Source organism: Kosakonia sp. MUSA4 (genome assembly GCF_013085925.1).
Taxonomy (GTDB): Bacteria; Pseudomonadota; Gammaproteobacteria; order Enterobacterales; family Enterobacteriaceae; genus Kosakonia; species Kosakonia sacchari_B.
In genome coordinates, this window is the sequence record NZ_CP025697.1 from 4,021,998 (window position 1) to 4,036,308 (window position 14,311).

Annotated in this window: 10 protein-coding genes; 2 read left to right on the forward strand and 8 right to left on the reverse strand. The window is 58.2% G+C overall.

Translation table 11 applies throughout. The features are described from left to right. Window positions 1-24: 24 nt before the first annotated feature. The 3 genes from C0557_RS18995 to speB (C0557_RS19005) are packed head-to-tail and all read right to left on the reverse strand — an operon-like array spanning window position 25 to window position 2,782. On the reverse strand, window positions 25-837 hold the full coding sequence (locus C0557_RS18995; protein ID WP_208660222.1) for an ABC transporter substrate-binding protein: 813 nt from the start codon (window positions 835-837) through the stop codon (window positions 25-27). Further along, window positions 834-1,820, reverse strand: coding sequence for an agmatinase (speB, locus tag C0557_RS19000; protein ID WP_208660225.1), 987 nt, complete (start codon window positions 1,818-1,820; stop codon window positions 834-836). The genes C0557_RS18995 and speB (C0557_RS19000) overlap by 4 nt, the downstream gene beginning before the upstream one ends. Continuing rightward, window positions 1,817-2,782, reverse strand: a complete 966-nt coding sequence (gene speB, locus C0557_RS19005; protein ID WP_208660228.1) for an agmatinase — start codon at window positions 2,780-2,782, stop codon at window positions 1,817-1,819. The genes speB (C0557_RS19000) and speB (C0557_RS19005) overlap by 4 nt, the downstream gene beginning before the upstream one ends. Window positions 2,783-2,921: 139 nt before the next feature. On the opposite strand from speB (C0557_RS19005), the gene C0557_RS19010 reads away from it, so the two are divergent. Together C0557_RS19010 and C0557_RS19015 are read left to right on the forward strand one after the other, a co-directional pair. Beyond that, window positions 2,922-3,827, forward strand: coding sequence for a LysR family transcriptional regulator (locus C0557_RS19010; RefSeq protein WP_007370686.1), 906 nt, complete (start codon window positions 2,922-2,924; stop codon window positions 3,825-3,827). Between the two features lie 125 nt (window positions 3,828-3,952). After that, window positions 3,953-5,017 carry a hypothetical protein gene (locus tag C0557_RS19015; RefSeq protein ID WP_208660230.1) on the forward strand — a complete coding sequence of 355 codons (1,065 nt, stop codon included), beginning with the start codon at window positions 3,953-3,955 and terminating at the stop codon, window positions 5,015-5,017. 64 nt (window positions 5,018-5,081) lie between these two features. On the opposite strand, the gene C0557_RS19020 is transcribed toward C0557_RS19015, so the two are convergent. From C0557_RS19020 to C0557_RS19040, 5 genes are read right to left on the reverse strand one after another with little or no spacing between them, the layout of a single operon-like run. Continuing rightward, entirely contained in the window at window positions 5,082-5,240 is a 159-nt protein-coding gene (locus C0557_RS19020) for a hypothetical protein (protein WP_007370685.1), read from the reverse strand. Between the two features lie 37 nt (window positions 5,241-5,277). Continuing rightward, window positions 5,278-6,669: an efflux transporter outer membrane subunit gene (locus C0557_RS19025; protein ID WP_371813270.1), complete on the reverse strand. Its 1,392-nt coding sequence runs from the start codon at window positions 6,667-6,669 to the stop codon at window positions 5,278-5,280. A 9-nt stretch (window positions 6,670-6,678) separates the two neighbouring features. Further along, the gene (locus tag C0557_RS19030; RefSeq protein WP_208660234.1) at window positions 6,679-9,780 is read right to left on the reverse strand and encodes a multidrug efflux RND transporter permease subunit; all 3,102 of its coding nucleotides are present in this window, start codon (window positions 9,778-9,780) and stop codon (window positions 6,679-6,681) included. Further along, window positions 9,777-12,974: an efflux RND transporter permease subunit gene (locus C0557_RS19035; protein ID WP_208660236.1), complete on the reverse strand. Its 3,198-nt coding sequence runs from the start codon at window positions 12,972-12,974 to the stop codon at window positions 9,777-9,779. Before C0557_RS19035 ends, C0557_RS19030 begins: the two co-directional genes overlap by 4 nt. Continuing rightward, window positions 12,971-14,203 (reverse strand): efflux RND transporter periplasmic adaptor subunit, encoded by a 1,233-nt coding sequence (locus C0557_RS19040; RefSeq protein ID WP_208660238.1) that lies wholly within the window; start codon window positions 14,201-14,203, stop codon window positions 12,971-12,973. Before C0557_RS19040 ends, C0557_RS19035 begins: the two co-directional genes overlap by 4 nt. Between the last annotated feature and the right edge of the window lie 108 nt (window positions 14,204-14,311).

Here is a 14,311-nt window from a genome sequence, read left to right on the forward strand (position 1 = left end):
CTTATCTGGTGAGGCCAGGCGCTATCAGCGCGCCTGGGTTTCGGTGATGCCATAACGGGCGTATTTCTGCAGCAGCGCAGCGTATTTGCCGTTTTCACGCAGGGCGTTCAGCGCGGCGGTGATTTCGGTTTTCAGCGCGGTGTTGCCTTTCTTCACATAAATCCCCAGCGTCTGCGGATAAATGGTCTGCGGCGAGGTGATTTTGACGCGGCCATTGCTGCGCTCGGCGAACATACTCACCGCCCCGGCAATATCCACCTGCGCCTGCACATTGCCGGAAAGCAGAGCCTGCAACGTTTCCGGCGCGGTGGGGAACTCTTTCACGGTGATACGTTCTTTGCCGTTTGCTTTGCAGTAACTTTCCGACAGGTCACGCAGCTTGGTCACCCATGAAGTGCCCTGCTGCAAACCGACGGTTAAGCCGCACAGATCCTGTTCGGTTTTTGGCGCGACCTTGCTGTCGCTGCGCACCATAATGTAGGCCCCGGTATCGGCATAAGGAATGGCGTCGGCCTGCGCGGTGCGCCCTTCGGTGATGTACAGCGCAGAAATCACCGTGTCGTGACGATTGGCGTTCAGCCCGAGGATCAACCCGGCGAATTTGGTGTCGGCCAGTTGCAGTTTCAGGCCCATTTGATCGCTAAGGAGCTGTGCAAGCTCAGCATCAAAACCAACAATTTTATTATCCTGCCAGGATTCAAACGGCGGATAGGCCACTTCCAGCCCGACTTTCAGCTCACCGGGCGTCAGAATGCCGTCTGCGGCGCTGGCCGCCGACATGCCCGCCATCAGCGCCGCTGCGGCGCAAAGCCCACGTAACATTTTCATTTTTTTCATTCCCCTGCTCCTGTAGAAAGCCGCCGCCGATGATGCGCATCCGCAAGCTGGCAAAGTAGTTCAAACATCATGGTGGCGCCGGTCAGGCTGGTCAGATGGCCCTGATCGAACGGCGGCGAGACTTCCACCACATCGGCCCCTACCAGATTTAACCCCTGTAATAAACGGATCCCTTGCTGCCCCTGTAGCGAGGTCAGCCCGCCGATTTCCGGCGTTCCGGTGCCCGGCGCGTACACCGGGTCCAGCACATCAATATCAAAACTCACATAGGTCGGCTGCTGGCCCACAATGGCTCTGGCCCGCGCCATGACAGCCGCCATGCCCTCTTCGGCCACCTGCTCCATGCGGATCACCGTGATGCCGTTGGCCTCAGCCCAACCATGATCTTTTTCACTGAACAACGCGCCGCGAATGCCAATCTGCACGGTGCGTTTCGGATCCAGCACGCCCTCTTCCACCGCGCGACGAAACGGTGTGCCGTGGGTAAAACGCTCGCCGCCGAAATAGGTGTCGTTGGTATCGGAATGTGCATCAAAATGGATCATTCCCAGCGGCTGCTCACGCCCTAACGCCCGCAAAATGGGTAACGTCGTCAGGTGATCGCCACCGGCAGTCAACGGCATCACCTTTTGCTCATGCAGCGCGCGATACCAGGCTTCGATCAGCGCCAGCGTGTCCTGTACATCCACCGGGTTGACCGGCACATCCCCCAAATCACCGACGCGGGCCAGGTCATACGGTGACTGAAAGGTCACCGGATGCACCCGCCGTACCAGGCTGGAGGCATTGCGTAATTCACGCGGGCCGTGCCGGGTTCCCGCCCGGTTGGTGGTGCCGCCGTCCCACGGCACGCCGACCACGCCAATATCGAGCGATGCAATTTGCGCGCCAAACGGCAGGCGAAAAAAGGTAGGCAGCCCGCTGTAGCGCGGAATTTCGCCGCTTTGCGGCTGCGGGTAATCCACTGGCGTTGAATGATTCACTGACGTTTTTCCCCCTGATAATGAACACCGGGCAACACACACAACATTTCATACAGCAGGTTGGCGCCAAGCTGCGCCGTGATGCCGCTGATATCGTAAGGCGGAGAGACCTCCACCAAATCGCCGCCAATCAGGTTCAACCCGCGGCAGCCACGCACAATCTCCAGCGCCTGAATCGCGCTCAGCCCGCCGACTTCCGGCGTGCCGGTGCCCGGCGCCCAGGCGGGATCGATGCTGTCAATGTCATAGGAGAGGTAGACCGGCCCGTCGCCGAGCATTTCGCGGATCTCCGCCATCAGCGGCGTCAGGCTTTTGTGCCAGCACGCTTCCACCGGGATCAGGCGAAATCCCTGATCCACGCCCCACTGAAAATCGCCGCTGGCATAGCCCTGCGCGCGTTGGCCAATCTGTATCACGCGTTTGCAGTCCAGCAGCCCCTCTTCCACCGCCCGGCGGAAGGTGGTGCCGTGGGCAATCTTCTCGCCAAACATCTCGTCATTGGTGTCGGTGTGGGCATCCACATGAATCAGCCCGACCGGGCCATGTTTTTTGGCAAGCGCGCGCAGGATCGGTAACGTCAGCGTGTGATCGCCGCCGAGCGTCAGCGGGATCACCGGCCACGCATTGAGTTCGCTATAAAACGCTTCGATAAGATCGACAGACTTCAGCAGGCTGTAGGTATTGATCGGCACATCGCCAATGTCGCCCACCTGCAATGACTCAAACGGCGCAGCGCCGGTCGCCATGTTGTACGGGCGAATCATCACCGATTCGCTGCGGATGTGGCGCGGGCCATAGCGGGTACCGGCTCGCTGCGACGTACCGACATCCAGCGGAATGCCGACAAACGCCACATCCAGCCCGGCCGGGCTATCGCAGTACGGCAAACGCATCATGGTGCTGCGCCCGGCGAAACGGGGCATGTCGTTACCGCTCTGCGGCTGGTGAAAAAGAGTTTCCATGCGGACTCGCTCCTCGCAATACAGGGTATGTTGCGAAGATAGTGCCCGGGGGGAAACGGCGAAAAAATAGCAAAATACAAAAAATTAGTTTAGAAAAGTGAAAACTAATAGAGCGCAAAAAAGAGGGCAATCGACTGTCATGGCTGCAAAATTTCCCAATCTGCGGTTAATGCATATTTTCGTCACCGTGGCGAAACATCAGGGCTTTGCCAGCGCGCAACAGGATCTCAACCTGACGGTATCAGCCATCAGTAATTACATGAGCGAGCTGGAAGAGAAGCTGGGTTTTGTGCTGTGCCGCCGGGGCCGGGGAGGTTTTGCGCTCACGCCGAAAGGCGAAGCGTATTTGCAGCAAAGCATGACGCTGCTGAATACGCTGGAAAACTTTGAGCGCTATACCGCCTCGCTGCGCGGCGAACAGGGCGGAACGCTCAACCTTGGCGTCATCGACTCGACCATTACCGACCCGATGCTGCCGATCACCGATGCGATTGGGCAGTTCAGCGATCTCTTTCCGCTTGTGCATCTGAATCTGCAAATCAAAAACCCGAACGCCCTGCTGCACGGCATTTTAAATAACGAGCTGGATATCGCTGTCGGCACCTTTTCATTACAGGGAAACAGCGTGGTTTCGCACCCGCTGTACCGCGAGCAGCACTGGTTATATTGCAGCGATCAGCACGAATTATTCGGCGTGCGCCATCCGACCGTCGCGCATATTTCGCAGATGCGCATGGTAACCCGCAGCTACTGGAGCGCGGCAGATTTGGGTAAAAAAGGTTTTAAACAGAGCGTGGCCAGCGTGGAGAGTATGGAAGCACAGTTGATGCTGATCCTGTCCGGGAAATACATTGGTTATTTACCGGAACACTACGCGCTGCCGTGGGTGCAGCAGCAACGCCTGCGCGCCCTGCTGCCGACCGATTACGGCTATCAGGCGCCGTTTTCCTTGATCTTCCGCCGCGGGCGCAGCAAAGAGATCCTGATCCGCACGCTGCGCGATTTGCTGCGCAGCGCATCAAAATCGTGGAAAACCCGGCGTTAACAATCGCAGTTTTACCGCAAGCTGCCGATAACGGGTCACCAGCAGTGAATTTCTGTGCTGGCGAAAGAGCCAGCCATAAACCATGTATTCAGAGTTCAATGGGTTATTGAGATAAAGGACCAACAATGATGAATGAAGAGACTAACCCACCACAAAACAACGCTATTGAAGATGATGCCGCCTACTACAAGCGAAATTACCATTTAGATATCAGGAACATTGCCACCGAATTGCATCGGACGGATAAATTCATTATCTATTTAAACCCCAGGGATGAATTATCATGGTTTATAAACCATATACCGGATCATGCAAAAAAATCGCATGCAGAGTTTTGTCGATTAAACAGTCTGATATCGATTAACCTGACCAAACACAATGCTATAAATGCTTACAGACTTATCGCCAGTGCCTTGAACAGTAGCCTAAGAGCGCAGGAAGAACAAAATATTGCTCAACTCTACAAAGATGCATATGAATATTACGAAAGAAACAAAGGCGAGATAAAAAGAATAGTTATAAGAAGCGCACAATATTGTATCTACATCACACGAAAAAACACCGTTACCTGGTGGCACTGTCGTACCCCCTCAGAAAATGTAAAACTCGCGCAGGCTGAATTGGAGAATACAAATTCCATGGCGGAACAATGCCTTAATGAAAACTACAGCGAAGCTATTGCCAGTAAGCTCGGGGCAGCATTGTCTATGGCCTTCTCAAAAGATAATCCACAGGAAATCAAAGCCTGTTTTGATGAGGTGAGAACCTTTGTCGCTGCGAAGGTACAATCACATCTGAAACTGTGGCTGTTTATCACCAATGCCAGCGTAAGCGCGATCTTTATCGCTACTGCTTTTTTCCTCTCCTGGTGGCTTCCGGAACTGACAAAATATTTTTTGTGTGCCGGCGCAGGCGTCGTTGGCTCAATGGTGTCGAGCTTACAACGGAATAAAACAGTAGAGACCGACGGCTATATCAGCAACTACGGCTTATATTGCGAAAGTATTTCTCGTTTAATTATTGGTGCCTCTTTCGGCGTACTGGTTTTACTTGGCGTAATGTCCGATCTTTTTCTTCCCTTAATTAAAGGAAATATACAGGCCATTATCTGCATGTCTTTTATCGCTGGTTTTTCTGAACGCTTTGTGCCGGACTTAATTGATAACGTGGCAAAAAAACAAAAAGAGTGATCTTTTAGCTTTACCATCCGTATCTCATCTAAAAAAGGCGCATCCTGCGCCTTTTGTTCGTTGATTACCGCATCCCCGGCCCCTGATACATACCACCACCACCGCCGTGACCGCCACCGCCAGGGCCACCACCGCCGGGTCCCCACGGTCCCCAGGGGCCAATACAACCGGTCAGCGCACAGGCGCTGGCTAACATCAGCACTGCAAAAACCACTTTTTTCATATCCACTCCTCAGGGACATCACGGGTAAAACAAAACATTATTCGGACGGGCTGGCATGCCAGCCGCCGCCGAGCGCGGCAATCAGTTCGACGCTCGCCACCCACTGCGTACTCTGTAGCGACAGCAGGCTCTGCTGCTCACTCAGGCTGCTGTTTTCGGTAGTGGCTACGTCGAGGTAATCAATCATCCCGGCTTCATACTGGTTGCGGGTCACGCGCGCGGATTCCTGCGCGGCATCGGAAGCGCGCTGCTGCGCGGCAATTTCCCCTTGCAGGGTATTCAGTTCCACCAGCTCGTCTTCCACTTCCTGCAACGCTTCCAGCACCGTTTGCCGGTAGGTCGCGACTTTGCTGTCATACGCCGCGCGCGCCTGATCAACTTCCGCAGACGTCGCGCCGAAATCGAGCAGCGTCCCGCTCAGCGACGGCCCCAACGACCAGACGCGGTTCGGCAGCGAGAACAGGTTCCGAATAGCAGAAGCGCTGACGCCGCCGCTGGCGCTTAAGCTCAGGTCCGGGTAGTAACCGGCCACCGCCACGCCAATCGCCGCATTGGCCGCGGCGACGTTACGCTCGGCTTCGGCAATGTCCGGTCGGCGCTGCAACAACCCGGCGGGCAAGGTTTGCGGAATGGCAGGCATCGTGGCGTTAAGTTTTGCCACCGGCAGGCTGAAATCGGCAGGCGCTTTACCCAGCAGAATGGCGATGGCGTGCTCCAGTTGCGCGCGTTGCCACTGGTAGTCCTGCGCGGTCGAGCGGGCGCTTTCCAGCTGCATTTGCGCCTGCGCCAGCGTGCCGCGCGATTCGCTTCCTGCCTGATATTTGTTGTTGATGACCGTCAGATAGCGTTCATAAGCGGCAACGCTGCGCTGGTAGAGGGCGATTTTTTCGTCCATCACCCGCAGTTCGAAATAGTCCTGCGCCAGTTCGGATTGCGCGCTCAGCGTCATGTTTGCCAGCTCAGCCGCGCTGGCTTCGGCGCTGGCGCGGTTCTCTTCCAGCGTACGCCGCTGTTTCCCCCACAGATCCAGTTCCCAGCTGGCGCTGAGCTCCGCCTGGTGCGCATTGCCGGTGCTGCGCTGCCCGTTGCTCTGGCTGCTGCTGCGGGTGGTGCTGGCGTCATAACTGACAGAAGGGAATAGCCCGGCGCGCGACTGCGCCGCCAGCGCTAACGCCTGGCGATACAGCGCGGCGTAACTGGCGACGTTCTGGTTGGAGAGGCTCACCTGGCGCAGCAGCGCGTCGAGTTGCGGATCGCGGTAAACCGCCCACCACTCGCCTTTACGGGCAGCATCCTGCGGCGTTGCCTGCTGCCAACCGCGCGCCTCTTTGTAGTGAACCGGCAGCGCCATTGACGGGCGCTGATAGTCCGGGCCGACGGTACAGCCGCCAAGCAGCAATAAGATGACCGGAGTCAAACGTAACGACATTTTCATCAATCAGGATCCTGCATGGCGCAGACGACGCCACTGACGGCGGGTCGCGCGGCTAAGCGTATCGAGCCAGAGGTAAACCACCGGCGTCGTAAACAGCGTCAGTAGCTGGCTGAGCGCCAGACCACCGGCAATTGCCAGCCCCAGCGGGCTGCGTAAATCGGCATCGCCGCCGCTGCCCAGCGCCAGCGGCAAGGCGCCAAAAAAGGCGGCAAGAGTGGTCATCATGATCGGGCGAAAGCGCATCAGGCAGGCCTGCACGATCGCCTGCTGCGGCGTCATTCCCAGCCGCCGTTCGGCATCCAGCGCGAAGTCGATCATCATGATGGCGTTCTTCTTGACGATGCCAATCAGCAGGATGATGCCGATCAGGGCGATCACCGTCAGTTGGGTATTGCTGAGCAGTAACAGCAGCAGCGCGCCAACGCCCGCCGATGGCAGCGTGGAGAGGATCGTCAGCGGGTGAATGTAGCTCTCATACAGCACGCCCAGCACGATATAGATCGCCGCCAGCGCAGCGACGATCAGCCACGGCATAGTGGCCGCCAGCTCCTCATAGGCTTTCGCCGTGCCCTGGAACCCGGCCTGAATCGACGCGGGTAAACCGATTTTCGCCATCGCGGTTTTAATCAGGCTCTGCGCCTGCTCCAGCGAGACGCCATCGTTGAGGTTAAAGGCGACCGTGCTGGTCGCCGACTGCCCCTGGTGCGCCACCGACAGCGGCGCGTTCCCGCTGACAATCGAGACAAACGCCGCCAGCGGCACGCGGTCGCCATCGTCATTAATCACAAACAGTTCCTGCAATATCGCCGGATCGCGGGTGTAGTTATCGGCGAGCGTCATCACCACGTGGTACTGGTTCAGCGTGTGATAGAGGGTGGCGATCTGCCGCTGGCTGAACGCATTATTCAGCAGGGTATCAAGCATGCTGACGTTGACGCCGAGGCGGCTGGCGCGATCGCGATCGATCTGCAACACCACTTCCTGGCCGCCGGTTTGCGAGTCGGAATCCACGCTGTTCAGTTGCGGGATCGCCGCCAGCGCCGCCTGAACTTTTGGCGTCCACTGGCGCAGCAAATCGAGATCGTCAGCTTGCAGGCTGTATTGATAACTGGCGTTGGCGCTGCGCCCGCCAATGTGCAGATCCTGCGCCGCCATCAGGAACATTTGCGCACCGGGCACGTGGCTGGTTTGCCTGCTCAGCCGGTTGGCAATTTCAGTCGCGGTGGCGTCGCGCTGGCTAAAATCCTTCAGCCGGACAAAGAAGTTAGCGCTGTTGCGCGAACCGAACATGCCGCTGCCCATCGATGACATCACGCTGTCCACCGCCGGATCGGCCTCGATCAGTTTGGTGAACATCTGCACTTTCGGCTCCATCGCCTGGAAGGAGATATTCTGATCGGCACGTACCGCGCCCATCAGCAGCCCGGTATCCTGATCGGGGAAGAAACCTTTCTGCACCACGCTGTAGAGAAACACGTTGAGAATGACGGTGAGCAGCAGGCTTAACATCACCACTTTCTGGTGCGCCATCACCCACGTCAGCCGCCGCGAGTAGGCCGCCAGCAGGCGGTTGAGCTGCTTTTCAATCCACTGGTACAGCGGATGACGGCGTTCACTAACGGCGGGTTTGGCTTTCAGCAGCCGCGAGCACAACATTGGCGTCAGGCTGAGGGAGACGAACATCGAAATCAGCAGCGCCACGCTAAGCGTCACGGCGAATTCGCGGAACAGCCTGCCGATAATGCCGCCCATCAGCAGGATAGGAATAAACACCGCCACCAGCGAAACGGTCATCGACAGTACGGTGAAACTGACCTCGCGCGCGCCGCGCAGGGCCGCGTGTAACGGGCTTAGCCCCTCTTCGATATGGCGGGCAATGTTCTCCAGCACCACAATCGCGTCATCAACAACAAAGCCGGTGGAGATAATCAGCGCCATCAACGAGAGGTTATCGAGGCTGTAACCGAGCAGATACATCACCGCGCAGGTGCCAATCAGCGACACCGGCAGCGCCAGCGCCGGGATCAGCACCGCCTGTGCATTGCGCAGAAAGACAAACACCACCGCGATCACCAGCAGCACGGCGATCAGCAATGTCTCTTCGGTGTCATACAGCGATTCGCGCACCGTACCTGAACGATCGACCACCACTTTGAGCTGCGTATCCGCTGGCAGCTCTTTCTCAAGCTGCGGAAGCTGCGCTTTCACCGCATCGATGGTCTCCAGCATATTGGCACCCGCCTGGCGCTTGATACCCAGCATCACTGACGGGCTGCCATTGAGGAAACCGGCCTGGTATTTATCTTCGATCGAGTCATAGACGTTGGCGACATCGCTCAGGCGCAGCGCTTTGCCATTCTGATAGGTAATGACAAGTGAGCGGTACTGCGCAGCTTTGTCGAGCTGGCCGTTGCCATCCACCACCCAGGATTGCGTGTCGCCCTGCAACATGCCTTTCGGCAGATTGGTGGTGCTGTTGGCGACAGCCTTGCGCACGGTGTCGAGTGAAATGCCGTACTGCGTCAGGCGCTGCGGTTGCAGATCGATACGCACCGCGGGCAAGGCGCTGCCCATCAATGACACTTCCCCAACACCTTTCACCTGCCCGATGGCCTGCTCAATTTTGCTTTCCGCCAGATCGTAGAGTTCACCCGGCGAGCGCGTCGAAGAGGTCAGCGCCAGCATCACGATCGGCGCATCGGACGGGTTGGCTTTGCGGTACGTCGGCAGCGACTCCATGCTGCTCGGCAGCAGGCTACGCGCGGCATTAATGGCCGCCTGCACGTCGCGGGCGGCGCCGTTGATGTCGCGGTCGAGATCGAACTGCAAAACAATGCTTGCCGATCCCTGTGAACTGCTGGAGGTCATCTCGGTAATACCGGCGATTTGCCCCAGCGAGCGCTCCAGCGGCGTGGCAACGGTGGCCGCCATGGTTTCCGGGCTGGCACCGGCAAGGCTGGCGCTGACCATAATGGTCGGGAAATCCACCTGCGGCAGCGGTGCGACCGGCAACAGCCGGTATCCGAGGCTACCCAGCAGCAGGATAGCCAGCGTGATCAGCAGCGTGGCAACCGGGCGGAAGATAAACAGACGCGTCAGGTTCATGATTTCGCCTGCTGCCGACGTTTTATCCAGCGGTTACCGCGCGTGGCGAGAGCGTCAAACCACAAATAAATCACCGGCGTGGTGAACAGCGTCAGCATCTGGCTGACCACCAGCCCGCCGACAATCACCAGCCCCAGCGGCTGGCGCAGTTCCGCGCCCGAACCGGAAGCCAGCATCAGCGGCAGCGCGCCAAGCAGCGCCGCCATCGTGGTCATCATGATCGGTCGAAAACGTAATAAACACGCCTGATGAATCGCCTCACGCGGGCTGAGCCGCTGCTTGTATTCGGCCTCCAGCGCAAAGTCGATCATCATAATGGCGTTCTTTTTCACGATGCCGATCAGCAGGATCACGCCGATCAGCGCAATCAGGCTGAAATCGGATCCGGCCAGCATCAGCGACAGCAAACCGCCCACCGCCGCCGATGGCAGCGTGGAGAGGATGGTCACCGGATGGATAAAACTTTCATACAGGATGCCGAGCACCACATACATGGTGAGCAGCGCCGCGAGGATCAGCCACAGCGTATTGCTGGTGGCGCTCTGGAAGGCGTCGGTTTCGCCCTGGTAGCGCAGGGTCATGCTGGACGGCAACGGCAACTGCTCGCTTACCGCAGCAATCGCTTTTTGCCCGTCCTCCAGCGAATAGCCATCGTTCAGGTTGAACGAGATCATCGCCGCCGGGAACTGATTCAGGCGCATATGCATCAGCGAACCGGTGCGCTGGTGGATGGTGGCAATCGAGGTCAGCCGGACCATGCCGCTGGTGCTGCTTGAGGTCGTACTGGTCGAACTGCTGCTGGTTGAGCTGGTGGACGACGAAGTACTGGTCGAGCTGCTGTCTGATGACGAAGAGGAACTGCTGGTTGACGGTTGCAGCCAGACATCATCAAAAGAGGCCGGTGATTGCTGATACTGCGGCGCGACTTCCAGCACCACGCGATACTGGTTCGACTGGGTAAAAATGGTCGAAACCAGCCGCTGACCAAAAGCGTTATACAGCGCCGTATCCACATCGGAAGCGGTAATGCCAAAGCGGGCGGCTTTATCGCGATCCAGCGAAACATACGCCACGCGCCCCTGCGATTGCAGGTTGCTGACCACGCCGTTAAATTCCGGGCGCTTTTGCAACGCTGCCACCATCTTCGGCGCCCAGGTGAGCAGATTTTCGCTGTCGGCATCATCAAGGGTGAACTGATACTGACTGGGCGTCACCTGGTCGTTGACCGTCAGATCCTGCGCCTGTTGCAGATAGAGCTGAATGCCCACCACCTGCTGCGCCGCCTGCTGCAACTGTTTGATCACCACCGGCGCTTTATCGCTGCGCTCAGCGAACGGTTTCAGGTTGATCTGCAACCGTCCGCTGTTGAGGCTGGTATTGTTGCCATCAATCCCGATGGTTGACGAGAGGCTCTCTACCGATGGATTCTGCAAAATCACTTTCGCCAGCGCCTGCTGACGCTTCGCCATTTCATTGAACGACACGTCCTGCGAGGCGATGGTCACCCCCTGAATCAGCCCGGTATCCTGCACCGGGAAGAAGCTTTTCGGAATGGCGATATAGAGCACGGCGGTCAGCGCAAAGGTTGCCAGCGCCACCAGCAACGTTAACGTGCGGTGGTTAAGCACCACCGTCAGCAGACGGTCATAGTAATGAATTAACCGGTCAAACAGTTCCCCGCCCTTGCGGGAAAAACGCGACTGCTGTTCCGGCGGAATATGCCGCAGCAGGTAAGCGCAGAGCATCGGCGTCAGAGTCAGCGACACCAGCATCGAAACAAGGATCGAGACCGCCAGCGTAATGGCGAATTCACGGAACAACCGCCCAACCACATCGCCCATAAACAGCAGCGGGATCAGCACCGCAATCAGCGAAAAAGTCAGCGAGATGATGGTAAAGCCAATCTGCTGCGAGCCTTTCAGCGCCGCCTGCATCGGCGTTTCGCCCTCCTCCAGCCGACGGGAAATGTTCTCCACCACCACAATCGCATCGTCAATAACGAAACCGGTGGCGATGGTCAGCGCCATCAGCGACAGGTTATTGAGGCTGAAACCGGCGAGGTACATCACGCCAAACGTGCCCACCAGCGACAGCGGCACCGCGATGCTCGGAATGAGCGTTGCCGCCACGCTGCGCAGGAACAGGAAGGTCACCATCACCACCAGCGCGATCGACAGCATCAACTCAAACTGCACATCGCTGATGGAGTCGCGAATGGTCTGCGTGCGATCCGAAAGAATGCTCATCTTCACGCCATCCGGCAGCGCCGCCTGAAGCTGCGGCAGCCGCGCTTTGATGCTGTCCACCACCTGAATCACATTCGCGCCGGGCTGGCGCTGCACACTGATGACAATCGCCGGGCTGTTATTGGCCCACGCCGACTGGAAGCTGTTTTCCGGCCCCTGCTCAATATGGGCAATGTCCTTCAGACGCAGCGCGGCACCGTTCTGATACGTCAGAATCAGATTGCCGTACTCCTGCGCCGTGCGCAGTTGGTCGTTGGCATCGATGGTGACCGAATGGGACTGGCCGTCAAAGCCGCCTTTCGAGCCGTTGACGTTGCTGTCTCCGATCAGCGTATTGACGTCTTCCAGCGTCAGGCCGTGCGCCGCCAGCGCTTTCGGGTCCATCTGCACGCGAATCGCCGGTTGATGGCCGCCCGCCAGCGTCACCATACCGACGCCGGAAATCTGTGACAGTTTCAGCGCCACGCGGGTGTTGACCAGATCCTGCACGCTGGTCAGCGGTAAAGTGTCCGAGCTGGCCGCCAGCGTAATGACGGCGTTATCCGCCGGGTTCACCTTTTTGTAGGTCGGCGGATTCGGCAGGTCGCTGGGCAGCAAATTGTTGGCGGCGTTGATGGCCGCCTGCACTTCCTGCTCGGCAACGTCCAGCGACAAATCAAGCGAGAATTTCAGGGTGATGATCGACGAACCGCCGGAACTGGAGGAGGTCATCTGGCTGAGCCCCGCCATCTGCCCAAGCTGGCGCTCCAGCGGCGAAGTGACGGACGAGGCCATCACATCCGGGCTGGCGCCAGGGTACAGCGTAGTTACCTGAATCGTCGGGTAATCAACCTGCGGCAGCGCCGAAGTCGAGAGAAAACGGTAAGCAAAAATGCCGCTGATCAGCACGCCGACCATCAGCAGAATGGTGGCGACCGGACGTTGAATAAACAGACGGGACGGGTTCATTTCGCGCTGGCCGTTGCCGTTTTCGCCGGGCTTTCATCCACGACCGACACTTTGCTGCCCGCGCTGAGACGATCGATCCCTTCGGTTACCAGCCTGTCGCCCGGCGCAACGCCTGTAAGCACCACCTGCTGGTTATCCTGCCAGGCCGGGCCGGTCGTCACCACTTTGCGGGTAACGGTGTTGTCTTTGTTGATCAGCCAGACAAAGGTGCCATCGCTGCTCAGTTGCAGCGCCTGCGACGGCACCACCGTGGCCTGTTTCAGCACGCGGGTCTGCAAGCGCAGATTGACAAACTGGTTGGCGTACAGCGCTTCATTCTGATTGGGGAACAGGGCTTTCAGGGTCACCGTACCGGTGCTGGTGTCGATCTGGTTGCTGATGAATTTCACCGCGCCCTCGTCCAGCACGCTGTTGTTGTCGGCATCGAAAGCGGTCGCCGGTAACGTCTGGCCGCCGTGCAGCGTTTTCGTCAGTTCAGGAATATAGCTTTGCGGCACGCTGAAGGTCACCGCCGCAGGCTGCATCTGGGTAATGATCACAAGCCCGGTGGTGCTGGAGCTTTGCACCATATTGCCCGGATCGACCAGCCGCAGGCCGACGCGCCCGCTGACCGGCGCGGTAATGCGCGCGTACTCAATGTTCAGTTGCGCGCTGGCGATCTGCGCCTCGTCGGACGCCACTGCACCGCGATACTGGCCAACGGTAGCGATTTGCGAATCGAGATCCTGGCGCGCCAGCGAGTCCTGCGCATACAGCTTGCGATAGCGCGCCAGCGTCAACTCTGCGCTTTGCAGCAACGCTTTGTTTTCGCTTAATTCGCCCTGGTACTGTTTCAGCGTCGCCTGGTAAGTGCGCGGATCGATCTGCGCCAGCAACTGCCCGGCTGCCACTTTTTGCCCTTCGGTGAAGAACACTTTTTCCAGTTGCCCGTCCACCCGGCTGGTGACGGTAACCGACGCGTTGGGGACCACGGTGCCAAGCGCATTCAGGTAGACCGGCACATCCGCCGCGCTTGCTGTACCGCTATGCACCAGCGTGGTTCCGCCCCCCCTTTTCGCCATCGGCCCGCCCGGACCTCCTGGACCGCCACCCGGAGGGAAATCGCCGCCCGGCCCTTTCCCCATCGGCAGCAGACGCCACACCACACCGGCTGCAATCAACACCAAAATCAACACTATTAGCCATTTGAGCCAGCGGGAGCCATTGCTCGGGGATATGTTCGTTTTCATTGAATTCTTCTGGTGGACGGGAAAAAAGTCGCTGCTATCCGGCCAGGGGAAAACCTGCCGCCGGTTATGCCCGGTTAAGCTCACATGAAATTATGAAGATAATTGCTT